Genomic DNA, 25,461 nt, shown 5'->3' with positions numbered 1-25,461 from the left:
ATGTCGGTTTTTGTGTTTTTTAGGCATAAAAAAGCCACTAAAAAGTGGCCTTTAGAATGTGGTTAAAATTAAACCAATAATATTTCTATTTTTTAAAGCGTCTGCGTACAAAAGCGGCAGCAATTAACCCAAAGAACGAAAGCCATCCTGTAGATGCGCCACTGCGTTCAAACGGTTGTTCGTCGTCAGGCAATTCACAATCGTCGATAGAACCGTTAGCTAATGGAGAAAGTTTTACCGCGACCACTGCGTCGACCAGTTCTGTTTCACCACTTGAGTTAATGATGTCAACGCCGGTAACGTATTTACTGTTTGTCTTAATACGCGCGTTAGCAATAATTTCGTTGTCGTCGTTGATATCAACAGCTTCAATAAGCTCATAAGTGTTATCACAAGAAACTAAATCATTTAGGTCTAGAAACTCTTCCGTATCGATATTATACATAAATGCAGCAGTTTCACGTAACGTGTCACTTGTTGCATCAACATCTGCCTTACCAACTACTATATTGTTATTGTTAATAGCATTCGCCGTTACACCCGCACTTACAAAAAAGCCATCTGGATATTTCTGCTCTTGAGTGTCTAGGTTATAAACAAATAGGCGTGAGCGAGCGATATCACTTTGCGAACGAAGCACCGCACCTGTTACCCAGTTTTCATCATTAATTGCGATAGCTTGGCTAATTATATTTTCTTCCCTTGGAAGAAGTTCTATAGTTTCGCCGTCTCTAAATACGGTCGCAACACGTTCGCTTTCAGTCAACCCAGATTGATTAGGTCGGGTAATTGAAATTCGATCGCCGGTTAAGCCCTCACCTACTGCAATACCTTGGTTATTGATATCGTAAGCATAGGTGAAATAGTGTGATGTATCGTCTTCATCTGGCTCAAATAACAACGGATATGTGTCGGTGCTAATGACGTCACCATTAACATCAACCTGCCAAATAGTGGCATTTACTTCAGACAGTAAAACGAAACCAGGTAGATAGTTTGTCGATGTATTTATGTAGTAGCTAGAAATGCGCGGTACAGCAAAATCACCATTATAAACGGTAAATAGGCAGCGACTTTCAGACTGATCACCACGAAGTTCGTCGTCAGCACAAGTTTCAATTGCATCATCAACATCGTCAAGGAAGCTTACTGTACTAAAACCCGCTACCTGTAGATTTGAATTAATTGCACGAGCAGATGAAAAGCCGCCTGCAGTGGTATCTACGGCAGGTAGAACTTTGGTTTCTCCCGATGCCTGAACAAAACCTTGTTGTGCTGACTCGCTGTAGGTGTAGTTGATGGTATCACCATCTTCGTTTTCGTAAGGGTCAAGCACCACTAACCCAGATGAATCCCCTACAATGAAATTACCGTTGAGACTGTCTCTGCCCGTTGTATCAACGGAATGGGTGTAGTCATCAAATTTATCAGTAACTTCGTCTAAACCAGGGACTAGTGAAATATCTTGCGTATCAGTAATAAAGGTTCTGAATAACGCAAGTTTTTGACCGGTACTAGCAGTAGAGTTCGTAAGCAAGTAGTTAACGATTGTCGTGTAATCTAAATCAGTGAAAACGCCTTGACGGGCATCATCCTCATTTTCCAAACTTTCTCCGTTTACATCAAAGAAAGTTGTGTCTTCTTCAAGCTGCTCTACATCAACAGGAGGATTATATTCAAGCTGCACAATTGACAGCATCTTGCCCGAATTGTCGATAGAGCGAGCAAAATTGTTTCTAGCGGTATCCTGCAAAGGAAGAGGCGTCACTGAATAGGTCGCGGCAAACGCCGAAACACTTCCTGTTGCCAACAGAACGGCGGCGGCAAGCTGAGTTCGTTTCATTTAAAATCCTATTTACTGCTGATTATCTTCCAGCATACTTTCTAGTTCATCCCAGCGCGCATATTTCTGGGAAAGTAATTCTTCTTTATCTGCCAATTCGGCTAATGCCTTGGCTGTGATGTCACTGTCTTGTTTGAAAAAGTCTGGATCGTTGACTTTCTCTTGCATAGCCTCAAGTTCTTCCTCAAGTGTTTCTAACTCTTTGGGTAAGGACTCAAGTTCACGCTGGTCTTTATATGATAGCTTTTTCGTCTTACGGGGAGAAGACTTAGCACTAGGACTGTCTGAAGCTGAATTAGTTTCATTCTTTACCTTGGCTTTTTCTTCCTTTTCGATTTGCTGACGTTTTTCCTGTTGCTCTTTATACCAGTTTTCTACGTCAGTGAAACCCCCTATAAATTCGCGTAGCAAGCCGTTACCTTCAAAAACCACGCTGCTGTTGGCTACGTTATCTACGAATTCCCTATCGTGGCTTACTAAAAGCACGGTGCCGGTATACTCGCTAAGCAGGGTTTCGAGCATTTCTAAGGTTTCAACGTCTAAGTCGTTGGTTGGCTCATCGAGAACCAATACATTGCTCGGTTTAAGCATTAGTTTAGCCAGCATCAAACGGTTTTTTTCACCACCTGATAGCGACTTAACCGGGGCATTCACACGCTCAGGTGTAAACAAGTAATCCTGTAGGTAACTTATTACGTGGCGCGGGTGGCCATTTACCATAAGATCGCGCTTACCGTCGCCGACAGCGTCAATTACTGTCTGTTCTAAATCTAAACCATGACGATGCTGGTCGAAATACGCAACTTCTAAATTGGTGCCTTGCTTGCAATAGCCTTGATCTGGCTGTAATTGGCCTAAAAGCAACTTAATTAGTGTACTCTTACCACAACCATTAGCGCCTATTAATGCTAGCTTGTCACCACGCAGTACATTTAGGTTTAAGCCTTTGACAATAGACTTATCTTCAATGCTGTAGCTTAAGTCTTTAACTTCAAACACCACTTTCCCAGAGCGCGCGCCCTGGTGTTGGTTAACCACAGCATTACCTTGCACCGCTCTACGCGCTTTTCGCTCTTCACGAAGTTTTTTCAGAGCTCTTACTCGGCCTTCGTTGCGTGTACGACGGGCTTTAATGCCTTGACGGATCCATACTTCTTCTTGCGCCAGCTTTTTATCAAACTCTGCGTTTTGCGACGCTTCAACTTCCAAGTCGTGCTGTTTTTTCTCAAGATAGGTTTCGTAGTTGCCGGGGTAGCTGGTAACAGAACCGCGATCTAGGTCAATAATACGTGTCGCCATAGCGCGTATAAATGCACGGTCATGGCTCACAAACACTATAGCCCCCTGATAATTGCTCAAACTCGATTCAAGCCAGCGGATCATCTCAATATCTAGGTGGTTTGTTGGCTCGTCTAACAGTAATAAGTCTGGCTGACGAACAAGTGCTCGTGCTAACGCGGCTTTTCTACGCCAGCCCCCAGAAAGCGTTGATAAAGATATCTCAGGGTCGAGCTTAAGCATGGTAAGCGTTTGCTCAATCTGCTGCTCGAACTGCCAGGCATCTCTGGCTTCTAATTGCTCTTGCAACCGCTGGAGTTTATTTAAGTTAGCTTCACTAGGGTCTTCACCCACAATGCGGGTTTGATGAAAGTAAGCTTTAAGCGTTTCACCTACGTCAGATAATCCTTCAGCAACGTAATCAAACAGTGTTACATCTGTCGTTTGCGGTGGATCCTGCTCTAAACGTGCTATAACGGTGTTATTTTCAATAATGCGCTGGCCATCGTCGGCAATAATATCGCCAGCAATAACTTTCATAAGGGTTGATTTACCGCTTCCATTGCGACCAACCAAACATACGCGCTCTTTAGGTTGTACAACCAGTTCTACGCCGTCTAAAAGCGGCGGGTTTCCATAAATGACAGTGATGTTTTTTAACTGCAAAATGCTCACTGAAGAAACTCCTCTAAATCGGCGGCATCAAAAGGCCATCCAATTTCTTTTTCATTATCGGCCCGCTTCAAAACAGGAATACGTGCACCATACAGGTGATAAAGCTCGGTGCTTGTGCGAATGTTCACTTTTTCGATTTCAAGTGATGAAAACGCTGATGTTTGCTGAAGTTCAACTTCCGCTAGATCACAGAGGCTACATTGTGGGCCTGTGTAGAAGATTATTTTCATGAACTTAAAATCCAACACTGGTGAATTTTGCCTTTACGTGCAAAATCTTCGGGAATAGTGTCGTTAGTAATGTTTTCTACTGATAAACCTATTTCATTCACTGCAGATTCGTCTAGCTTAAAACCACGTTTATTATTGGAAAAGATAATAATCCCCTGCTCTTTTAAGCAGGCTTTGGCGTCAGTAAGCATTTTTACATGGTCGCGCTGTACATCCCAAGTGCTCTGCATGCGCTTTGAGTTTGAAAACGACGGCGGGTCGATAAAAATTAAATCGTACTTTCCTTTGTGCGTGCCTAACCATGTGGTGCAGTCGGCCTGAATAAAAGCATGAGGACCATTTAGTTTATTTAGCGCTATATTTTTCTTTGCCCACTCTAAATACGTATTTGACATATCTACTGTAGTTACAGATTTTGCGCCGCCCTTTGCCGCAAATACCGAAACGCTGCCCGTGTAAGAGAACAGGTTGAGTACGTCTTTACCTTGGGATAAGGCTTGCACTTTTTGACGAGTATTGCGGTGGTCCAAGAAAAGACCCGTATCCAGGTAATCAGTAAGGTTAACCAGAAAACGTGCGTCGTTTTCGAACACTTCCATCATTTCGCCAGACTGGTTTATTTTTTCGTATTGCTTAGTGCCTTTTTGTTGGCTACGTACCTTAAGTGCTATGTGCTTAGGAGAGACTCCAGTAACTGCCGGTAGGTGTAGTAATACCTCTTGCAAGCGTTTACGCGCCTTGTCTTCCGAAACAGTCTTCGGAGGTGCATATTCTTGTACTACCAGCCAATCACCGTATCTATCTACGGCAACGTTATAATCGGGTAGATCGGCGTCGTAAATGCGGTAGCAGTTTGTGTTTGCACTTTTGATCCAGCTTTTCATGCGCTTGAGGTTTTTCTTCAAACGATTAGCAAACTCATGATTGCCGGCGTCTTCACTAAATTGAACCGTGTTTTGTTCATCAAGCACATAGTTAGCTAAACGACACTCTAACTTACCATTATTCATGGCGTAGTCTTTGGTTGCGCGAAGCTTTAATACACGTAGCAAATCACGGTTACTGCTAAGCAGCGACACGTGCCAGCCTTTCCACGCTTCTTTAAAGCGCTTACCCCAATCACTAAATAGCGGGATTAGCGATGTTAGCTCACCTAAACGTTCCCCGTATGGCGGGTTAGACACCACGTAGCCTGGTGTTGCGACGGGCGGAGAAGACTTTGTTGCGTCCTGTTGTGAAAACGAAATATCGTTAAACACGCCTGCAAAATCAGCGTTGGCTTTGGCTATAGCTACCATTTTACGGCTGAAATCGCCTGCATATATACCGCCGCAGCTCGGTTTTTGTTTCGAGATTGCGTGCTCTACCAAATCTTCCCAAACCTTTGCCTCGTGGCCAAGCCATTTAGTAAAGCCCCAGTATGAACGCTTAATGCCTGGCGCAATATTACGGGCAATATAGGCTGCTTCGATTGCGATAGTGCCTGAACCACACATTAAATCTACCAGCGGCGCGTCGGTGTTCTCTGTCCAACCACTGCGCATTAGCATTGCGCTGGCGATATGCTCTTTGAGCGGGGCATCACCGGTTTCGTGTCGGTACGCGCGCTGGTGTAAACTCGCTCCAGCTAGATCTATGCCCAAAATCACATTGTCACGGTGTAGTCTGGCGTATACAGAGACATCGGGGCTTTTACGTTCAACAGACGGGCGAGGTAACCCTTGCTCGACGAATGAATCTACGATGGCGTCCTTAACACGAACCGCGCCAAACTGGGTGTTTTTAATAGCAAAGCTTGTTCCGATAAACTGTACAGATAATGTATGACGTGAATCCATCTGCATTTGCCAGTCAATGCCCATAGCCGTGTTATAAAGCGCATCTGCATCGCCTGCTTTACCGGATGCTAGCACCCAAATTACGCGATTAGCTAGGCGTGACCATAGGCAAAGTTTATAAGCGTCTTCTTTTGACCCTTCAAACTGAATAGTACCAGGCCCCTGTTTGATTTGTGCATCAGGGCAAAGGCTTAGCACTTCTTGTTTCAATAGTTCGTCAAGACCGCGACTGGTCGTAACCAGAATAGTATTCATTCATGTACCTGTTTTTGATGTACGTGCTTTACGTAAAGCACGTACACGAGAGATTGGTTTCGGGTGTACTTTGTTTCGACTGTATTATAACGCGTTTACGATGCGTTTAACGAGAGATGGCCCTTGATAAATAAAGGCCGAGTAAACTTGCACCAGCGATGCACCTGCGTCTAAGCGCGCTTGCGCCGCTTCAGGAGAGTCGATGCCTCCTACGCCGATAATAGGTATAGTGCGGTCGAGTGCCTTATTTAGTTTACGGGTTACCTCTAGGCTCATGTCGGTCATCACAGAGCCGCTAAGGCCGCCCATTTCATCAGCGTGTTGTAGCCCTGCGACCGAGTCACGAGAAAGCGTTGTGTTAGTTGCGATGACACCGTCCATTTTGCTACTGATTAACGATGCCGCAATACTTTCGATTTCAACATCACTTAAATCTGGCGCTATCTTAATAAATAGCGGAACGTATTTTCCGTGGGTTTGCGTTAATGTTTCTTGTGCTGCCTTTAAACCAACTAGTAGTCTATCTAGCGCTTCACCATACTGAAGGTTTCGAAGCCCTGGCGTATTAGGTGATGAAATATTGATAGTGACATAACTTGCATAAGGATAAACCTTATTTAAGCAAATCAGGTAATCGTCGAGTGCATTCGCTTCTTCGGTATCTTTATTCTTACCAATGTTAATACCAATCGGCCCTTTAAACTGGGCTTTTTTTACTTGTTCGACAAGATGATCTACACCTTTATTGTTGAAACCCATGCGATTAATAATGGCGTGTTTTTCAGGAATTCTAAATAAGCGAGGTTTAGGGTTCCCTGGCTGCGGACGAGGCGTTACTGTACCAATTTCTACAAAACCCAAGCCCATGCTTGAAAACGCATCAATACAATCACCGTTCTTATCTAGACCTGCAGCCAATCCTACCGGATTGTCAAAAGTCATACCGGCAACAGTGATGGGCTTTTTGATCGTTGGGGTGCTGTACATCCATTTCAGCGGTGTATGTTGTGTCTTGTTTAACCAGTTAATGGTGAAATCGTGACTTTTTTCAGGTTCACACTGAAGTAAGAATTTTTGCACTAAAGATTGCATGGTTGTGTTTAACGCTCGCTTATTAAGGGTCTGTTGATTGTGAAAATAGATGCCGTAAGTACAAGAGGTTTAAAATAGATAACCCTGTACAACAACACAACTATAAACAATCGACCAATAAAAAGCCCTGATAAACAGGGCTTAAATCATTAAGATGCGTGTATTCTAATGGTTAGACTTCACGCTTAAAAGCATCAATTCACGTAAAGCGACAGAAAATTTCGCAAATTCGTGTGTTGTACTGGTCTTAAACTCTGACATCATGTGATACCAACGTTTGAGAAGCACCTGATTACTTTCAATCCACTCATCTAAAATTTGGTCCGCGTTGCTCACATCCTCGCGAGAAGCTAACAAGTTTGCGGCGATTGAGCGCTGCTGCCAGTCAAGTTCTTCACGGTATGAAGCACGTGCCAATGCTTGCCAATGGTTGCTAACCGCTTGGTTGTTAATTTGGTCTAAGAACCAATGGAGCTCTAAACGAGAACCCAACTGGTAGTAAAGCTTAGCGACAACATCGGTATCGTGTTTATCGGCTTCTACAATTTGCGCCAAATCAAAACTAGAGAACATGTTTGAGAAACTCGCTACTTGGTAAGCGATATCTTGAGGTACGCCCTCATCAATATATTCCTGCGTTGCTGCTTCTAATTGGGCATATTCACTTTCAACCAGATAATGTTGCAAGTTTTTCGACAATATATCGAATGTGCCGCGATAGCTCGCAATGGCTTCTTCAATAGACTGGGCTTTATTGCCGTGACGAATATACCAGCGGGCAGCACGACGCATAATTCTGCGCGCTTCATCAAGCATTGAAAGCTGAAGCTTCGCCGGAATTACGTTGTCTAATTCTTCAATACGAGCCCATAGCGTATCCATATTAAAGATACCGTGCACAATTGCGTAGGCATCTGCAATTTCGTTTACGCTTGCACCGGTTTCTTCCTGCATTCTGAATACAAAATTAAGGCCCATATCGTTAACCATATTATTGGTTAATTTAGTGGCGATAATTTCGCTTCTCAGTGGGTGCTGCTGCATATGTGTTGCAAACTTTTCGCGTAGCACTTTAGGGAAGGCTTCAATTAACAACTTACCGTGGTAAGGGTTGTCAGTGATTTCTGGAATATTCAGCGCATCTTTAAGCACCATTTTACCGTAAGCAATTAACACGCTAAGTTCAGGGCGCGTTAGGCCTTGGTCAGTTGCCACGCGATCGGAAATCTCGTCATCGCTTGGTATGAACTCTAACTCACGGTTTAACTGCCCTTCACGTTCTAGGCCGTGGATAAAGCGAAGCTGCTCTTTGAGTTGCTTCACACCAGCTAACTCGGTAATAGAGATAGACTGTGTTTGACGGTAACAGTCTTTCAATACAATTGTGCTAACATCGTCGGTCATATCGTAAAGTAGCTTATTACGCTGCTTTAACGTTAGTTCACCGTCGTTAACCAAACTGTTAAGCAAAATCTTAATGTTAACTTCGTTATCTGAGCAATCTACACCGCCAACGTTGTCGATGAAGTCAGTATTCACGCGACCGCCGTTAGATGCGTATTCTATACGGCCTAACTGGGTTAAGCCTAAATTACCACCCTCGCCTACAATTTTTGCATGAACGTCGCGACCATTTACGCGAAGGTCATCATTAGCGCGGTCACCCACTTCAGAATGAGACTCTTTCTTGCTCTTGATATACGTACCTATGCCGCCGTTCCAAAGTAAATCAACCGGCATTTTCAAGATGTTATGAATAAGCTCATTGGGTGTCATAGTGAGTTGGCGTGTACCCAACCACTTCTTCATTTCAGGGGTTAGCTTTATTGACTTAGACGCCCTACTAAATATACCACCACCTTTTGAAATCAGTTTACTGTCATAGTCTTCCCAGCTAAGGCTTGGGTTTTCAAATAGACGCTGACGCTCTTTATAACTTGCAGCCGCATCTGGGCTTGGGTCAAAGAAAATATGTAAGTGGTTAAAAGCAGAGATTAAACGCGTGTGCTTTGAAAGCAACATACCGTTACCAAACACATCGCCTGCCATGTCGCCCACGCCCACTGCTGTAAAGTCAGTGGTCTGACAGTCTATGCCAATTTCTCTAAAGTGACGTTTGACTGATTCCCAACCACCGCGAGCAGTGATCCCCATTTTTTTATGGTCGTAGCCGATACTACCGCCTGAAGCGAAAGCATCACCTAGCCAGAAACCGAACTCTTCTGCAATACCGTTGGCAATGTCAGAGAAGGTTGCGGTGCCTTTGTCGGCGGCTACAACCAAATACGGGTCGTCATCGTCAAGGCGAACCACATCTCTTGGCGGTACGATCTCTCCATTTACGATATTGTCTGTAATATCAAGTAAGCTAGTAATGAAAATACGGTAACACGCTTGTCCTTCGGCTTGAATAGCCGCACGGCCTTGAGCAACAGGCAAATTCTTACAGACAAATCCGCCTTTGGCACCCACAGGTACGATCACGGTGTTTTTAACCTGCTGCGCTTTAACCAAACCGAGTACTTCGGTTCTAAAGTCTTCTTGACGGTCAGACCAACGCAGGCCACCACGGGCAACTTTGCCGCCGCGAAGGTGCACACCTTCCACACGAGGGCTGTATACAAAGATTTCAAACTTAGGCAGCGGAAGCGGCATTTCTGGAATAAGCTCAGGCATCATCTTAAATGACACATAAGATTTTTCGTTGCCTGCATCGTCTGGCTGATAGAAGTTGGTTCGTAGGGTTGCCGACATCATATCCAAATAACGACGAATAATACGGTCGTCATCGAGGTTACTTACATTATCTAACTGTGTTTTTATCGTTTCTAGTATCGCGTCTTCTTTCTTTTGATTACGCTTTTTCTTGGGGTCAAAACGTTGGTCGAAGAAATCTACCAGTAAACGGGCAATATCCGGATAGTTAGACAGCGTATTTGCAATATAGTCTCGGCTGAACGAGCTACCTGTTTGGCGCATATATTTGGCATACGCGCGTAACACAGTCACCTTTCTGCCTGTCATATTTGCGCCTAAAATTAGACGGTTAAACGCGTCATCTTCTAAGGTTTTATACCAAACCTTTGCAAAGGCGTCTTGGAATAGGATTTGCGCATTTTCCATGTCAAAGTGTTGGCCACTTTTGTGTAACATGGTGAAGTCCATCACCCAATTGCGCTCACCTTCTGAACATGTGATTTTATATGGGCTTTCGTCAATTACGCGTAACCCAAAATTCTCAAGCATTGGTAATACGTCTGACAGATGAATAGGCTCTGCACGGTGGAAGAGTTTAAGCTTAACAACCTGGCTATCAGCGTCCTCTTCTTGCGGGCGATAAAACAACATATCCAACGTGTGGTCATCGTCAAGCGTTTCTAACTTGCCAATATCTACCAACGCAGCTGACGGCAGGTTATGTTCCATGTAACTACGAGAAAACGCGTTGTTGTATTTGCGCTCAAGCGCCTTGCCCGACGCTTCGCCGTGAGCCGCTGAAATTGCTGACGCTAGCCTGTCGTTCCAGGTTTTAGTCAACTCAATAATATTTTGCTCTATTTCCTTCACATCGAATTCCGCGTTGTTGTCGTTGACTCTAGCAATGTAATGCGTACGGGCATATACAGACTCTGAAAAGAAGGTAGTGAATTCCACTTCTTCCGTGGCCCCTAGTGATGCTTTAAGGAGCGCCTGTGTTTCTTTGCGCAACTGGGTGTTATAGCGCTCTCTTGGTACAAATACCATGCAAGAGAAGAAGCGGCCAAAAGTATCTTTGCGAATGAATAAGCGTGAAATTCCGCGCTCTTGCATTTGGAAAATGCCCATCACAATTTGCGCGAGCTCTTCTGCGGGGGTTTGCAGCAATTCATCACGTGGATAGGTTTCTATAATATTCGCGAAAGCTTTGTATGCATGAGTTCCAGGCTCAAAACCAGATAGCTCACAAATGCGCTGAATTTTTTCGCGCAAAATAGGTAGTTGAGTAACGCTATGATTGTAAAAAGACGCTGAATATAGGCCTAAGAATCGATGTTCACCAACAACCTGCCCATTCTTATTAAATACCTTAACACCTACGTAATCCATATAAGCTGGACGATGTACGCGAGCACGCGAGTTTGTCTTGGTTAAAATTAATGGATTTTTACTTAATGCTTCAGCTCTCGCCGAGGCAGGTAGACGTGATAACAAACGCTCACGGTCGTTTACCGAGTTTTTAAGAAGGCCCAAGCTTGTATCATTTTTTGGGATCCATCTGTGGTCGCCTTCAATCGCCTTCACGTCATAATAACGATACCCCATCATGGTGAAGTTATGATCGCCTAACCATTCAAGATATGCTTTGGTCTGTTTCTTTTCATCCGCAGACACTGGCCAATTATACTTCGCGTTGTTCTTAATGACGTCTTGCAGGGTGCTGGTCATATCTTGCCAATCTTCAACAGCTAAAGACACTTCATCGACAACCGAGAAAAGCTCTTTGGTTAAAGCGTCAATATCTTTTTTCGATGTCTGTCTATCGACTTCAATGAAAATGACCGTCTCTTTTCTAGCGCCTTCTATGGTTTGGCCTGGTTCTGCAAAGGCTTCAAGTTTGTTTGCTTTGTCGCGCTTAACGCCGATGGGGCTATGAAGAAATAAGTGCGCGGTAATGTTCAAGCGATTTAGCAACATACGGACAGAGTCAACTAAGAACGGCATGTCTGACACAATAATCTCTACTATTGTGTGGCTTGAATGCCAGCCGTGTTTGGCTATTTCTGGGTTGAAAACGCGAATGTAAGGCGAAGTGTATTCAAATTTTGCCAAACCATTCCATAAACTAAGTGTTGCTCCATAAAGGTCGCTGTCGTTGCGATTTTCTAAATCATCGCTTGATATATTTTTATACAACAGACGTCCGAATTGCTGCACAAGAGACTTCTGCTTTGTATCTACTTTTTTATCAATAAGTGCAAATACGTTGTCTAGCAGTACTGAGTGTCGCTGTGTGGTGACTGTCATTTGTTAACCTTTTTTGAATGTCGTGATACCAATCCAACTTGGTATAAGTGCCGAGTACCTAACTATTTTCTCTAATAAATGATGCTAATGAAAGCCCATTTTTAACCTTATATTAACAGCATAGATAACTATGCAGAAAACGCACAAAAAAAGGGCCTAAAGGCCCTTTTTTATGCGTAGCTATGCAAAAATATTTTATGCATCAGGGTCATTCTTGTTCCACCACAAGAACCTGGCCAAGGCAGGCAGTACAATTATTGCCCCAAGCATGTTCACAACGAACATAAATGTTAGCAATATACCCATATCCATTTGGAACTTAAGTGAAGAGAACACCCAAGTACTCACGCCTATTGCCAGTGTAATGCCAGTAAACAGTACTGCACTTCCACGCTCCTTCAGAGCAGCAAAATAAGCCTCTTGAACAGTCGCTCCCTTTTTCAGCATTAAGCTCTTGGTAGACAGGATATAAATACCATAGTCCACCCCGATACCCACGCCAAGTGCGATAACTGGTAATGTAGAAACGGTGAGGCCAATTTGTAAGTAAGTCATTAGCGCTTGAGCCAATACAGATACAACATATAGCGGTATGACAACGACCAATGTGGCACGAATTGAGCGGAAGCTTATTAAGCACAATGCAATGACAGCGCCAAATACGTAAAGCATCATTGGATCTTGCGCCGCACTTACCGCTTCGTTAGTTGCGGCCATTACGCCAACCGGGCCAGAAGCAAGGCTGAACTTCATATCATCGGTTTGGTATTCATCGCGATATGCTTTAACCTCATCAACCACGCGAGAAATGGTTTCCGCTTTGTGATCTTCCATGAACAGGATGATAGGCATAACAGAACAATCGCCATTAAGCAGGCCTGAAGAAGTAGGTACACGAGAAATAGCTTGAACCAGTGTTTGTTGATTACGCGGGAGTACCTGCCATTTAACGTTACCTTCGTTGTACCCTGCATTAACGATTTTCGCAACTGACGCAAGTGATACTGCCGACTGGACTCCTGGCACGTTTTCCATCTTCCATTGGAAGTCATCCATGGCTTTCATCACGCTGTGTGAAGTACAGGCTTCTGACGTGGTTTCAACCAAAATAGAAATGTAATCTACCGTGACCTCGTATTTATCGGTGATTAGAAACGTGTCTTGGTTATAGCGAGACGTTTCATGCAGCGCTGGTGCGCCTGCGTGTAAATCCCCTATCTTCATATTCTGGGCTTGAAAATGTCCGAACACGAATAAGATAGCAGTGACAACCAAAATAAACGCGGCAGGCTTTTTACGAGAACAAGCCGCAATTACTTCCCAAAACTTTGAATTGGCGTTTTCCTTACCCGCAAATTTTTCAACGTATTTCTCGTCAAGTTTTAGGAAACTCATCAGTACAGGAAGTAACAGAAGGTTAGTAAGAATAATTACCGCTACACCCATACTCGCGGTTATCGCCAATTCTCGGATGATGCCAATATCAATAACCAGTAACGTCATGAAACCCACGGTATCAGATAGCAGCGCAATTCCGCCCGGAACCAGCAAGTTTCTGAATGCGGCCATAGATGCGCGTTTTGCGCCTATCCCAGTTACCGCTTGTTTTTCTACTGCGTTAATCATCTGCACACCATGACTAACACCAATAGCGAACACCAGGAATGGCACTAGAATTGACATAGGGTCCATGCCAAAACCGATAGAGGTCAAAAGCCCAAGCTGCCAAACAACGGCAATGATTGAACAAATTAACGGTAGAACGGTAAGCATGATGCTTCGTGAAAAGAAGTAAACCATAACTGCAGTAATCGCGATGGCGATGGCAAAAAATAGCAGTACGTCTTTAGCACCGTCGGCTACATCACCAATCATTTTCGCAAAACCGATGATATGGACAGATGTGCTTTCATTTTCATACTGACCGCGTAGTTGCTCTTCAAGCTCAGCGGCTAAAGCGAGTGTATTTAACGGTTCACCAGTTTGTGGGTCAATATCTAGCAATTGCGCTGTAACCATTGCACAGCTGTAATCACTGGATACTTGTCTTCCGACAATATTGGCTTTCTCTACGTTCGCAGCTACAAGCTCTAACGCTTCAGGGCTCGACGAATTAAAGTCCGCAGGAATGACTGGACCGCCGGCAAAGCCGCCTTCAACAATTTCTGTAAAGCGCGTTGACGGAGAGAAAAGTGAGACAACCAATGAACGGTTGACACCATTAATAAAGAAAAGCTGGTCGTGAACATTTTTTAAAGTATCGAAGAAATTCTGATTATAAATATTGTCGTTTTTATCGCATACAGAAACCAGAATATTATTGGCTCCACCAAAATCTTGGCGGTGCTCAATATAGGTTTTCATGTATTCATGATTAAGCGGAATATTTTTTTCAAAACCTGCATCTAAGCGCATATGTGAGGCTTGGTAACCTAGAAACACGGTTGCAATGGCAAACAATGCCACCACAATTTTACGGTTCCCAAACACTAATTTTTCAAGAAAATGGGTCATTGTTTTTATACTGCCCTATTTTAAATTCAACGTTTTAATGCCATTAGCGGTAACAGCAATGCTTGCACCGTTAAACTGAACGGCATTTAAAAGCGCGGCTTTATCTTTTATCTGTGATACGACAATGCCGTCGTCTACTTCGCAATCTGAAGGGTTGGCATATGGATCACGCATACTGGTAGGAAGTGGACGCTCTGCGCTTACCATCATACCGTTGTTACCTAAAGCATAAACCTTTGATTCAGAGCCAATAAAGATTGAGTTAAGCGTACTGGTTGAGCAAGTTTGAACGTATTGCCATTCCCCTTGGTTTCTATTCACAAAAATGTTACCGCGAAGCCCTACTGCCAACACTGTGGTTTTATCTAATGGTTTAATATCGAAAAATGACCCAGTGTAGTCTACAAAATAGCGCTCCCAAGACTCTCCCATATTTGTACTTTTTGCTAACAGACCAGCTTCGCCAGCCATGTAAAGCGTATCGCCATCAAGGGTAATGCGGTTCAAGTGAGGTAAAATAGATTCCAGTTCTTGTTGATAAAAATCTTCGTCTTCCTTGCGGACTTCTTCAAGGTATTCTTGATCCATTGGATCAAGGAGACTGGCATGACGTTCTGCAGTCCAGGTTTTCCCACCGTCTAAGGTACGGTAAAACAGGCCATAAGCGCCTGTCGCAATTCCTTGTTTTTCGTTAAAGAACAATATATCTAAAAACGGGCGTTGAAGATCGGGCTGATAGTTTTGTATCTCCCATGTTTCGCCCCTATCTGAAGAGTGAATAATGACAGCGTCATGACCCACTGCCCAAATGTTCTCGCCTACAACCGTAGTTGCAGTAAGCGTAGATTGAGTTGGCACAGCTTTTTGAGAAAAGCTCTTGCCATCTTCTGACACTAAAACGTGACCGCGTTCACCGACAATAACGACAAATGAATCAGCGTCTATGTCCAAAAGAACTGATTGCTCAACCAAAGGTGCCATGAAAGCTTCTTCGGCAAGTGCAGCTGTAGAGTAATTAACTGCGAATGTGGCGGCAATGCACGCTGCAATGGTTTTTTTCATAATTAACCATTCCCCCTATTTATAATTGTCTGTATACAAAAACGGCTGGCAATTGCCAACCGTTTGTTGTGTAAGGTGATTAGCGCTTACCTTCTCGTCGTAACGCTTGAGGCGTGAATTCAACGTCTCGAGGGCGTACGGAGAAGTCGTACATTTGCTCTTCGTTGTCTAGGCCAATGGCCAAATAACGACGAGAGTTTAAGTCATAGTACGCATCAAGCGTTGACCATTGTGTAGGAACTTCATAGTAGTTCACACCATAAGCTACACCAACACGGTAAAGTTCGCCACGATTATCATACATATCAGCAACTTGAATTTGCCAGCTATCTTCATCTATGAAGAATACGCGTTTTTGATAAATGTGACGGAAGCCTTCTTTAAGTGTAGCTTCGACCACCCAAACACGGTGCTTTTCCCAACGAGTTAGATCAGGATTAACGTGATTTGGCTTTAGGATATCATCATATGAGGCACTGTCTGAATGAAGCGCATAGTTGTTGTATGCAACAAACATTTCCTGCTTGCCAACAAGTTTCCAGTTGTAACGGTTAGGAGAACCGTTAAACATATCGAAGTCATCAGTAGTACGAAGACCATCGGCAGCTGTTCCAGGCGTATCATAAGCGATATTTGGTGCAAGACGCACGCGACGTTGACCTGTGTTGTAGGTCCATGCTTTACGCGGTTCCTTTACCTGATCTACTGTTTCATGAACGAGTAGCGCCGTGCCCGCTAAGCGAGCAGGTTTTGTAACCTTTTGCTTAAACATAAACAAAACGTTTTCATCGGTAAGCTTTTCTGGCGTAGCGCCTTCTTCGGCATATTTGATAAGTAACTGCTCATCAAAACCAATTACGTTGTAATCACCACCGGTAGTAACCGCAGCTTGTCCACCGTTACGCTGAACAGCTTCGCCACGATAGCGGAGAATGTGGTTCCAAATTGCTTCAAGACCGTTTTGTGGTATTGGGAATGGGATACCCAAAACAGCACCTTTAAGGCCATTACCATCGTCAAGAAGTTCGGCGCGGGTTGCATTTGCCTTAGTTGCGTCATATATAGCCTGCGGGTTTGATGCAGAGCGACGTGTTTGGTAAACCGGCATACGGAAAGTTTCAGGGTAAGCCTCAAAAAGCTTCTTTTGACCTTCCGATAAGAATTCCGCATATTCTTTATAGTTCTGTGCTGTTATTTCGAACAGCACTTTGTCTTCTGGGTACGGGTCTGGGTGATGGTCTCCAACCGTGTAACCTGCAGGCGCTGCGGTAATACCGCCCGTCCATGCCGGAATACTGCCATCGGCGTTACCTGCTTTCATGGCGCCTAACGGAGTTAAGTCACTGCCCAATTTATTTGCGTCTGCTTCAGACACTTTAGCCAAAGCGCTTGCACCAGATAAAGCTAGTGACAAGGCTGCAGCGATAATTCCTACTTTTCTAATCATAAAAACCACTCTTAGATTGCGTATTTGATGTTAAATGAAATGAAGTCTCTGTCAGATAGCGCATTAGTTGTACCAATGCCGCCCCAGAACGCACTATAAGACGCCGTTGCAGACCATTTGCTTAAATAGTCGAACGTGAAAGAAAGTGCAGCAGACTTAACATCTTCTGTGAAAAGGAATAATGGATCTGGCGTAGTACCTTCAACATCATGCGAGAATGTACCGCGAACGCGAAGGTTCATACCGGCGAAAATAGAATTGTAATCAGCAACCGCCAATAAGCGATAGCCCCACGCATCGTCGGTAGCAAACGGGTTGGTTTCAGGGCCATCTGAAAGCGCTTGGTGCAAGCCTTCACGAGAATTGCCATTAATAGGCTCAAGTGACGGCGTACGAGCAGTGCCTGGTGCATTTAAGCGAATAACATCTGGGTCAGGCATATCAACAACGTTTACGTAACCCACTTCACCTAAAAGAACAAAGTTATCAGAGCCAAATTTAGGTCCAAATACATGTGACGCAGTAAACTGCATTTGCCATGTATCAGAGAAAAGGAAACCTTCTGCGGTTTCACCTGGCCCCACAGCGCGACCAATGTTGTTTAGCTGTGAAATGCCTTCTAAGTCAGGACGTAGACCAGCATTTGCTAACTGCTCAGGCATCCCCATATAAAGCAACTCAACATCATCTATTTGAAGCGGTTCGTCTACACGGTAAGCAAACTCACCTGCAAGGGCTGTAGTACCAATATTAGTGTTAAAGCTCATACCGTAAAGCTTGATGTCTTCTGGATAGTAGAACTCAGACTGCGTGAATGCCCCTAACTCAGTAATGTTGTCACGAGTAACGGTATTTGTCGCTAGGAATGCTAAGTCTGCACCAATACCTTCAGCAGTAAAGTCTGACGTTTTGCCCGAGATAAGCGGACGCTGACTATGGTAATTAATATGGTAGAAACTAAACTCGGTTTCGTTAAAGTCCTCAGCAAACCACGTTAAACGCAATCCGTACTGACCTTGGTCGTCTGCATCGTTATGCGCCTCATCCGAGAAGCCACGAATCGCAACCTTGGTTGGGTAAGCAAGGTAAGCCTGAGAGATATCAGCGGCATCGGCGCCTGATCGTAATAAATCGCCATAGCCATTTAAAGCGGTTAATAGATGGTCAAGGTCGATGTCAGGGTTACCACTGAAACCTAACTGGATGTTTTGGCGTTGACCGCCCTCGCCCGCAAAATCATTACCAGCAAAGTAGCTGCCCGAAACAGGAAGCCAGCTGCGCTGCCATTCGTACTGATAATAACCTGAAATACTCACCGTATCGGTTAGACCTAACGACGCATAAACCATACCTACTGGTAAGAATACTTCTTTTAGTTCAGCACCTGGTGCACGAGCACGGGTAACGTCAACAGGGTTGGTCGTGTTAATACCGTGTTGGATGAACGTACTTTCACCCCAACTGATTACTTGACGACCCACGCGAATTGTAAGTGGCTTATCGCCAATCCACCAATCGCCATAGAAGAATGCATCATATAAACGTACGTCGGTACACAGAAGATCCTCTGCCTCTGGGTCTTGACACAAATCGTATTGATTGCCCGTTATCGGGTTAGAATACGGACGGTCGCCATCCATCTGTTCGAAATCATAGAACCAAAAACCCCGTGCGAAGAAACCATAGTCGCCAAAGTTAATATCTAGCTCGTGTGTACCAGATACTTGTGTAGCAAAGGCGTCGCCTGGATCGTGCGCAAGATTACCAAGGTCACCATTTGTTGAATACGCGCCATCTGCTAGACCCCACACGTCTCCACTTGGGTATAAAGGATTGAAAGCAGCATGATAACCGCTCCAGTCGAATTGAGGGTGGTTACTGTTACCAATAAGGTCGTAATCTCTTGCCTCTGTTCGAATACTTGTAGCTAAAGTAAATGTCGAATCTAAAGATATACTTACATCACCCACTTGCCAGTTTGCAGCGTGTGCTGGAACTGCAGCGGCACCTAGCAACGAGAGAACTCCCGCCGCTACCGGTGATATCTTAAAAGCGCTAGGCCCATTTTTCATATTTTTATACTCCCAAGTCGATGTGACTTAATGCGTGACATCATGACCAACCATAACGATTAACAAAATCATTACATCATTTTGCCATAACCGCAAGAACTAATCCTACCAGTTAACAAAATTTACAACATTAGTCGTATCAAATAGTTATTGCTTTATGGGGAGTATAAAAGCTATTTATAAACTTGCAGGAATTTTGTACAAATTCACTTGTAAAGTGGATTGTTTTAACTGGTACAGGATTTATGGAAACAATTTGACGGAGCCACTACTACATATGTAGAGCAAATGTAGGTCAAAAGATGTGTATCGAAATTATCTAGTAAATAAAAGCAAAGCCACTATGCGAGCCTTTCAAAAGATTTAATTTTTTTATTAGCGTCGATGACCATCCTAAAGCGACCTTTAATACCATCTGAGGTTACAAATTGTCGAAGCCGGTTAGTAGGCACTTGAACGCTGAGACCTGCCTCACTCACCATGACCACATCTGGCATAGCCGGGACATAAAGCACCTCACATTGTTTGTAAGGTGCGTTTATTGAAAAGTAAAAAACAGAATCCGTCGGACTAATGCTTGTCATAAGCAAGGCTTTTACTTACTTTTTCGAACAAATCTTTACTTAACCCTTTATGGTTGATTAAGCGCCCAAGCTGCTGTTTCATATGAACTTGATGTTCGCTAGCAAAACCCTGCCACTGGGTTAACGGTGTTACAATTCGTGCTGCGACCTGAGGGTTAACAGCATCTAGCTTAAGCAAGTAGTCAGTCACGAATTTGTATCCGCTGCCGTCAAGCGCATGGAACCTTTCACTATTATAAAAAGCAAAACTACCAATGACTGAGCGAACACGGTTTGGATTACTCATAGCGAACTGAGGGTGCTCACAAAGCATGGTGATAGTGGCAAAAATGTCGTTGCGATTTTGTGTCGCATGAAGCGCGAACCATTTGTCTAGAACTAGAGGGTCGTGTTTCCATGTTTGTTCAAATTGAGCCATCAAGCCATCGAATGTGGCAGAACTGCAGTGTTGAGCACTTCTAAGCGCCCCCAGCGTATCGGTCATGTTATCTGCATCATCAAATTGCGACACCACTAGCTCTTCATGTTGGGGCAACCGGGCTAAGTGAGCAAGCACGACATTTTTGCAGCGTCGTCTATTTATCGCATCTTGTGTGTAGCTGAATGCGGTTTGTTTAATGTTATTAAACACTGCTAATAGCTCTTTCTCTAGAGCACGAGAAAACTGATTGCAAAAAGCTTTTCTTGCTTTTGACAGCGCGGACACATTTATATTGCTACGAGTTTGACACAAGGTTTCAAACGAAGGAATAACCAAGCATTCACCAAGTAATTCAAGGTTATTTTGCTCTTGCGCAATAGCTTGCCTGATACCGTTCCAGATATCGTTACTAATGGCAGAACCTGGCGATTCTTCCAATTGTTTCACACAGCGGTCATATAAGGTTTGCATTGCATCCCAGCGATTAAATGGATCTTTCGCATGTTTAAAGATGGTCAGCAGTGAATCTGTACCTAATGGGTTTTCTACCTTTGCTGGCGCTGAAAAGTTACCTAATAACACAGGTGTTAACTCTTCACACTGGGCATTAACGGTAAGATGTATTGACGGGTCTTTTAAGATAACCATACCGTTTTCGATAAGAGATTCGTTGTCCGTATAGGTATTCCCTTCTCCATCAATAATTTCAATGTTGACCGGGATATACAGCGGAAACTTTTCACTCTGGTCAGAAGTTGCAGGCGTTTGCTGTGACAATGTAAAGATATGCGTATAGCTACCATTACTTGTAGGCTCACAGCTATGCTCAATCGAGATAACAGGTGTCCCAGACTGACTATACCAGCGAGTAAACTGGGTTAAATCTAAATCGGTAGCTGACTGCATGGCTGAAATAAAGTCATCACATGTTACCGCCTGACCGTCGTGTCTTTTAAAGTATTCATCCATACCGAGCCTAAAGCCATCAGGCCCAAGCAATGTATGGAACATACGAATGACCTCTGCCCCTTTGTCATACACGGTCACCGTATAGAAGTTATTCATTTCAATCACTTCTTCAGGGCGAATTGGGTGGCTCATTGCACTGGCATCTTCAGCAAATTGATGCTCACGCATTACGCGAACATGCTTTATGCGATTACTTAACGCCGAGGTCATATCAGCGCTGAACTGTTGATCTCTGAATACAGTAAGGCCTTCTTTAAGGCTTAATTGGAACCAATCGCGACAGGTAACACGGTTGCCTGTCCAGTTGTGGAAATATTCGTGTGCAATAACAGATTCCACATTGAAAAAGTCATCGTCGGTTGCGCTTTTTTGATCGGCTAAAACAAACTTACTATTAAATACGTTCAAGCCCTTGTTTTCCATCGCCCCCATATTGAAGAAATCGACAGCAACAATCATGTAAATATCTAAGTCGTACTCAAGACCGAAAACATCTTCGTCCCATTTCATCGCCCGCTTAAGCGATTCTAATGCGAAAACGCCCTGCGACTTTTTACCCTTATCAACATACAGTTCTAGCGCAACTTCCTTTCCGCTTGTCGTAGTGTAGCTATCGGTAAGTAAATCAAAGTCGCCGGCAACCAAAGCAAAAAGGTAGCAAGGTTTTGGGTGGGGATCATGCCACTTTACAAAATGTGTGTCGGCGTTGATATCACCTTTGTCTACCGGGTTACCATTAGCAAGCAACATTGGCACTGATTTATCAGCAACCACAGTGACTGTATAAACTGATAAAACGTCGGGACGGTCCAAAAAATAGGTAATCCGACGGAACCCTTCTGCTTCGCACTGGGTGCAATAGGCACCGCCCGACAAATATAAACCTTCAAGGGCTTTGTTTTGTTCAGGCGCAATGGTGTTAGTAATTTCTAAAACAAAATTGTCGAGACTTGTGACAACACTTAACGACGCATCGCTTGTCTTGTATTCGTTGCTCGATAAAGGTGTACCGTTAATAGTAATAGCATTTAGTGATAAGTTATCGCCATCAAGCACTAACGGGTCGTTATGGTTGCCATTACGGGTAACAGATAATGTGCTGATAACCTTAGTTTGTGTTGGGTGTAGCGTAATATGTAGGTCAACTGTTGCTATTGAAAATGCGGGCGGCTGATAATCCGCCCGACGTTTAGCTTGAACTGACATAGATCCTCCTAGAAGAAAGCCTACGTGGATTTATTTGAAACGTTTGGTTAAACCGTTTCTTTGCTGTTAACTTCGACGTGTGGAGGCGTAATACGTAAAATCTTAATACCTAAATACGCATAAACAACAGCTAGAATCGGGTTGATTACGTTAAAGAATGCATAAAACACGTAGTCAAAAGGGTTAACAAGCAAAACACTGTGCATGTAAGCACCACAAGTGTTCCAAGGGATAAGTGGAGACGTAAGCGTACCACCATCTTCAAGACTGCGAGATAGATTTAGCTGGTCTAAGCCGCGCTTTTTAAACTCTTCTTTATACATGCGACCAGGCATCACGATAGAGATGTACTGATCGGCAGTAACTAAATTAGTACCAAAACATGTAAGAATAGTACGGCTCACCATATCGCCCGCTGATTTTGCACCAATGAGTATGGCTGACACTGCACGTTTTAACAGACCAACACGCTCAAGTACCGCACCAAAGGACATAGCGCAGATAATAAGCCAAATGGTATTTAGCATAGATGACATGCCGCCACGGGACAGTAAGCTATTTAAATTTTCATCTGGTGTAGAGAAGCTTACGCCATCAAACAGTGCGGTCCACACGACTTTTAGTGCGCCAATATTTGCCGAATCGTCACTGCTAGCCATAGATGTAACAACGTCCCACTGAAAAACTACCGCCCAAATACCGCCTAACAATGCACCAATAAAAACTGCTGGAAACGCGGGCATCTTTTTAATTGCTAAGGTAAGTAGAACGATAAGAGGAATAAGCAAATGCCAACCCAGATCAAAAGACTCATTAAGCAAAAGTTGCATTTGTTCAATACGCTCGGCTTTTGCTTCGCCTACTTCACTAAAGCCAAGTACAGTAAACAGAATAAGTGCAATGACAAAGCTTGGAATAGTTGTCCACAACATATAGCGAATGTGTTCGAATAAATCGGTTCCCGCAACCGCTGGCGCCAAGTTAGTAGTTTCTGACAATGGGGAAATTTTATCGCCGAAATAAGCACCAGAAACCACCGCTCCTGCTGTAATAGCAGCCGACATTTCCATGCCTGCTGACACTCCCATTAGCGCCACACCCACTGTTGCTGCGGTTGTCCACGAACTTCCGATACTCATAGCGACTACGGCACAAATAAGGCAAGCAGCAGCATAAAAAAACGAAGGATTAAGTAGTTCTAAACCAAAATAAATTAGCGTGGGGACAGTCCCTGCTAGCATCCATGTTCCAATCAAAGAACCTACCGCCAATAGTATCAGGCAAGCACCTAACGACATGGAAATACCGTCTACAATGCCCTTCTCAATAGTTTTCCAACTATAACCATTTTTCATACCGATGATAGCGGCGATTCCCATGGCCAAAAGCAACGCAATCTGATTCGGCCCATATGAGGAATTATCGGCAAACAGATAAACCGCACTTCCCATCATTATCACTAGCGCAAGAATAGGAAGCATTGCATCGAGAAGTGACGGCGTTTTTAATTCTTTATTCGTCATTGTCGTTTTTAAAAACCTTTTTATTGTATTTATAACGCGTTAAGCGAGCTGTTTGCTTTTACTAGAGCGATTAGAATACTGACCGGTAGAACATTAAAGCAATGATTACAGGGCAAACAAAGCGCACGTACCAAGGCCAAATCTTCCAGAAAATACTGTGCTCAGCAAATTGGTCACCTTGTTTAAGTTCCTCGAGTATTGCATCTCTGCGCCAAACCCACCCTGCGAAGATACATAATGCTAACCCTAATAGCGGCTGGCTATATTCTGTAGTTAATTGAATTACGAACCCGAACAAGGTGTCAAAATTGAATATTATGACGCAGCTTAATGCGAAGATAATCGACGCCATCAATAGCACAGCTTTCTTACGTTGAAGGCCTTTACTTTCCACCATGAATGCAACAGGAACTTCTAACATTGAGATAGAAGATGTCACTGCTGCAATTGCCATCAGTGCAAAAAAAGTAAATGCAACAAAGAGCCCTACAGTACCAATGGTATCAAACAGCGCCGGTAGCACTTTGAATATAAGTGTATCACCTTGTATTAACGCGCCCTCTGGCGTAAAAATTTCAACACCGTTATTCAGAGCAACATACATAGCTGGAATAATAAGCATACCGGCAATGACGGCAACACCAATGTCAACCAACGCAACCGAAGCACCAATACTTGGTAAATTTTCGTTTTTACTTAGGTATGAGCCATAAACTAGCATGGTACCCACACCCAGCGACATAGAGAAAAAGGCTTGGCCCATTGCGTTAATGAGTAAGTCTGGGTCTAAGACGCGTGAGAAGTCAGGCACTAAATATGCTGACCACCCTTCAACGGCCCCGGGCTGCAGGCTTACATATACAATCAATGCAAGGATGAGAATAACCAAAGTAGGCATAAGACGGACTGACCATTTCTCAATACCGGACTTCACGCCACCAACAACAATAAATGCGGTTAAGCTCATGAATAAAAAGCAAAAAATAACGTTACGCGTAACTGATGATGTAAGTAGCCAGTCGCTTGCACTGGTTAGACCCACCATGCTAACAGCAGAATCGACGAAATAAACTAGCATCCATCCGCCTACAATAGCGTAAAACGCAAGAATGAGAGAAACCGTAACACAGCCCCAAATACCCGTTAGCCTTCCAACAAAATTGCCTGATATTTTACCTAAGGCGTCAACCATATTTGAACGTGAACTACGTCCGATAATAAGTTCAGCCATGAGAACGGGGTAAGCAAGTACAAAAGCTAGAAGTAGGTACACGAGAACAAATGCAGCGCCGCCGTTACTCGCGACTTTTGTGGGAAACCCCCAGATATTACCAAGTCCAACTGCTGAGCCTGCCGCTGCTAGCACAAACCCTATACGAGAGGAAAATTCGCCTCTGATAGCCATGTTATTTCCCTTTATTATTGTTTTAATAATTTATAGACACAAA

At 43.8% G+C, this 25,461-nt stretch carries 14 protein-coding genes; all 14 read right to left on the bottom strand.

What is annotated here, in order from left to right; translation table 11 throughout:
• Positions 1-85 precede the first annotated feature (85 nt).
• Positions 86-1,843, bottom strand: coding sequence for a DUF3466 family protein (locus KL866_RS19340; RefSeq protein WP_025255305.1), 1,758 nt, complete (start codon positions 1,841-1,843; stop codon positions 86-88).
• 12 nt (positions 1,844-1,855) lie between these two features.
• The gene (locus KL866_RS19335) at positions 1,856-3,796 is read right to left on the bottom strand and encodes an ABC transporter ATP-binding protein (protein ID WP_025255304.1); all 1,941 of its coding nucleotides are present in this window, start codon (positions 3,794-3,796) and stop codon (positions 1,856-1,858) included.
• Positions 3,793-4,026 (bottom strand): glutaredoxin family protein, encoded by a 234-nt coding sequence (locus KL866_RS19330; protein ID WP_025255303.1) that lies wholly within the window; start codon positions 4,024-4,026, stop codon positions 3,793-3,795. Before KL866_RS19330 ends, KL866_RS19335 begins: the two co-directional genes overlap by 4 nt.
• Complete coding sequence (gene rlmKL / locus KL866_RS19325) at positions 4,023-6,119, bottom strand: bifunctional 23S rRNA (guanine(2069)-N(7))-methyltransferase RlmK/23S rRNA (guanine(2445)-N(2))-methyltransferase RlmL (RefSeq protein WP_214996567.1); 2,097 nt, start codon at positions 6,117-6,119, stop codon at positions 4,023-4,025. The genes KL866_RS19330 and rlmKL overlap by 4 nt, the downstream gene beginning before the upstream one ends.
• A gap of 84 nt (positions 6,120-6,203) precedes the next feature.
• A complete protein-coding gene (gene pyrD, locus KL866_RS19320; RefSeq protein WP_214996564.1) occupies positions 6,204-7,211 on the bottom strand; it encodes a quinone-dependent dihydroorotate dehydrogenase in 1,008 nt (335 codons plus the stop codon).
• A gap of 165 nt (positions 7,212-7,376) precedes the next feature.
• Complete coding sequence (locus KL866_RS19315; RefSeq protein WP_214996561.1) at positions 7,377-12,215, bottom strand: NAD-glutamate dehydrogenase; 4,839 nt, start codon at positions 12,213-12,215, stop codon at positions 7,377-7,379.
• A 195-nt stretch (positions 12,216-12,410) separates the two neighbouring features.
• Positions 12,411-14,729, bottom strand: a complete 2,319-nt coding sequence (locus tag KL866_RS19310; RefSeq protein WP_029661419.1) for an RND family transporter — start codon at positions 14,727-14,729, stop codon at positions 12,411-12,413.
• A gap of 15 nt (positions 14,730-14,744) precedes the next feature.
• The gene (locus KL866_RS19305) at positions 14,745-15,791 is read right to left on the bottom strand and encodes a YCF48-related protein (protein ID WP_214996559.1); all 1,047 of its coding nucleotides are present in this window, start codon (positions 15,789-15,791) and stop codon (positions 14,745-14,747) included.
• Between the two features lie 79 nt (positions 15,792-15,870).
• Entirely contained in the window at positions 15,871-17,238 is a 1,368-nt protein-coding gene (locus tag KL866_RS19300) for a DUF1329 domain-containing protein (RefSeq protein ID WP_025255297.1), read from the bottom strand.
• A gap of 11 nt (positions 17,239-17,249) precedes the next feature.
• Positions 17,250-19,310, bottom strand: a complete 2,061-nt coding sequence (locus tag KL866_RS19295; RefSeq protein WP_025255296.1) for a DUF1302 domain-containing protein — start codon at positions 19,308-19,310, stop codon at positions 17,250-17,252.
• A gap of 341 nt (positions 19,311-19,651) precedes the next feature.
• On the bottom strand, positions 19,652-19,894 hold the full coding sequence (locus tag KL866_RS20510; protein ID WP_025255295.1) for a DUF2835 family protein: 243 nt from the start codon (positions 19,892-19,894) through the stop codon (positions 19,652-19,654).
• Positions 19,881-22,490: an aminopeptidase N gene (gene pepN / locus KL866_RS19285; protein WP_214996557.1), complete on the bottom strand. Its 2,610-nt coding sequence runs from the start codon at positions 22,488-22,490 to the stop codon at positions 19,881-19,883. Before pepN ends, KL866_RS20510 begins: the two co-directional genes overlap by 14 nt.
• 47 nt (positions 22,491-22,537) lie before the next feature.
• Positions 22,538-24,013 carry a Na+/H+ antiporter NhaC gene (nhaC, locus tag KL866_RS19280; protein ID WP_025255293.1) on the bottom strand — a complete coding sequence of 492 codons (1,476 nt, stop codon included), beginning with the start codon at positions 24,011-24,013 and terminating at the stop codon, positions 22,538-22,540.
• 70 nt (positions 24,014-24,083) lie between these two features.
• Complete coding sequence (locus KL866_RS19275; protein WP_025255292.1) at positions 24,084-25,418, bottom strand: sodium-dependent transporter; 1,335 nt, start codon at positions 25,416-25,418, stop codon at positions 24,084-24,086.
• Between the last annotated feature and the right edge of the window lie 43 nt (positions 25,419-25,461).

The organism is Alteromonas sp. ALT199, from assembly GCF_018619335.1.
Lineage (GTDB): Bacteria > Pseudomonadota > Gammaproteobacteria > Enterobacterales > Alteromonadaceae > Alteromonas.
This window is presented reverse-complemented; position numbering and strand designations above follow the sequence as displayed.

Coding starts and splice junctions, on each gene's coding strand:
- KL866_RS19310 (WP_029661419.1), bottom strand. CDS start 14,729: ATGACCCATTTTCTTGAAAAATTAGTGTTTGGGAACCGTAAAATTGTG.
- KL866_RS19315 (WP_214996561.1), bottom strand. CDS start 12,215: ATGACAGTCACCACACAGCGACACTCAGTACTGCTAGACAACGTATTT.
- KL866_RS19295 (WP_025255296.1), bottom strand. CDS start 19,310: ATGAAAAATGGGCCTAGCGCTTTTAAGATATCACCGGTAGCGGCGGGA.
- rlmKL (WP_214996567.1), bottom strand. CDS start 6,119: ATGAATACTATTCTGGTTACGACCAGTCGCGGTCTTGACGAACTATTG.
- KL866_RS19275 (WP_025255292.1), bottom strand. CDS start 25,418: ATGGCTATCAGAGGCGAATTTTCCTCTCGTATAGGGTTTGTGCTAGCA.
- nhaC (WP_025255293.1), bottom strand. CDS start 24,013: ATGACGAATAAAGAATTAAAAACGCCGTCACTTCTCGATGCAATGCTT.
- KL866_RS19340 (WP_025255305.1), bottom strand. CDS start 1,843: ATGAAACGAACTCAGCTTGCCGCCGCCGTTCTGTTGGCAACAGGAAGT.
- KL866_RS19330 (WP_025255303.1), bottom strand. CDS start 4,026: ATGAAAATAATCTTCTACACAGGCCCACAATGTAGCCTCTGTGATCTA.
- pepN (WP_214996557.1), bottom strand. CDS start 22,490: ATGTCAGTTCAAGCTAAACGTCGGGCGGATTATCAGCCGCCCGCATTT.
- KL866_RS19305 (WP_214996559.1), bottom strand. CDS start 15,791: ATGAAAAAAACCATTGCAGCGTGCATTGCCGCCACATTCGCAGTTAAT.
- pyrD (WP_214996564.1), bottom strand. CDS start 7,211: ATGCAATCTTTAGTGCAAAAATTCTTACTTCAGTGTGAACCTGAAAAA.
- KL866_RS20510 (WP_025255295.1), bottom strand. CDS start 19,894: ATGACAAGCATTAGTCCGACGGATTCTGTTTTTTACTTTTCAATAAAC.
- KL866_RS19300 (WP_025255297.1), bottom strand. CDS start 17,238: ATGATTAGAAAAGTAGGAATTATCGCTGCAGCCTTGTCACTAGCTTTA.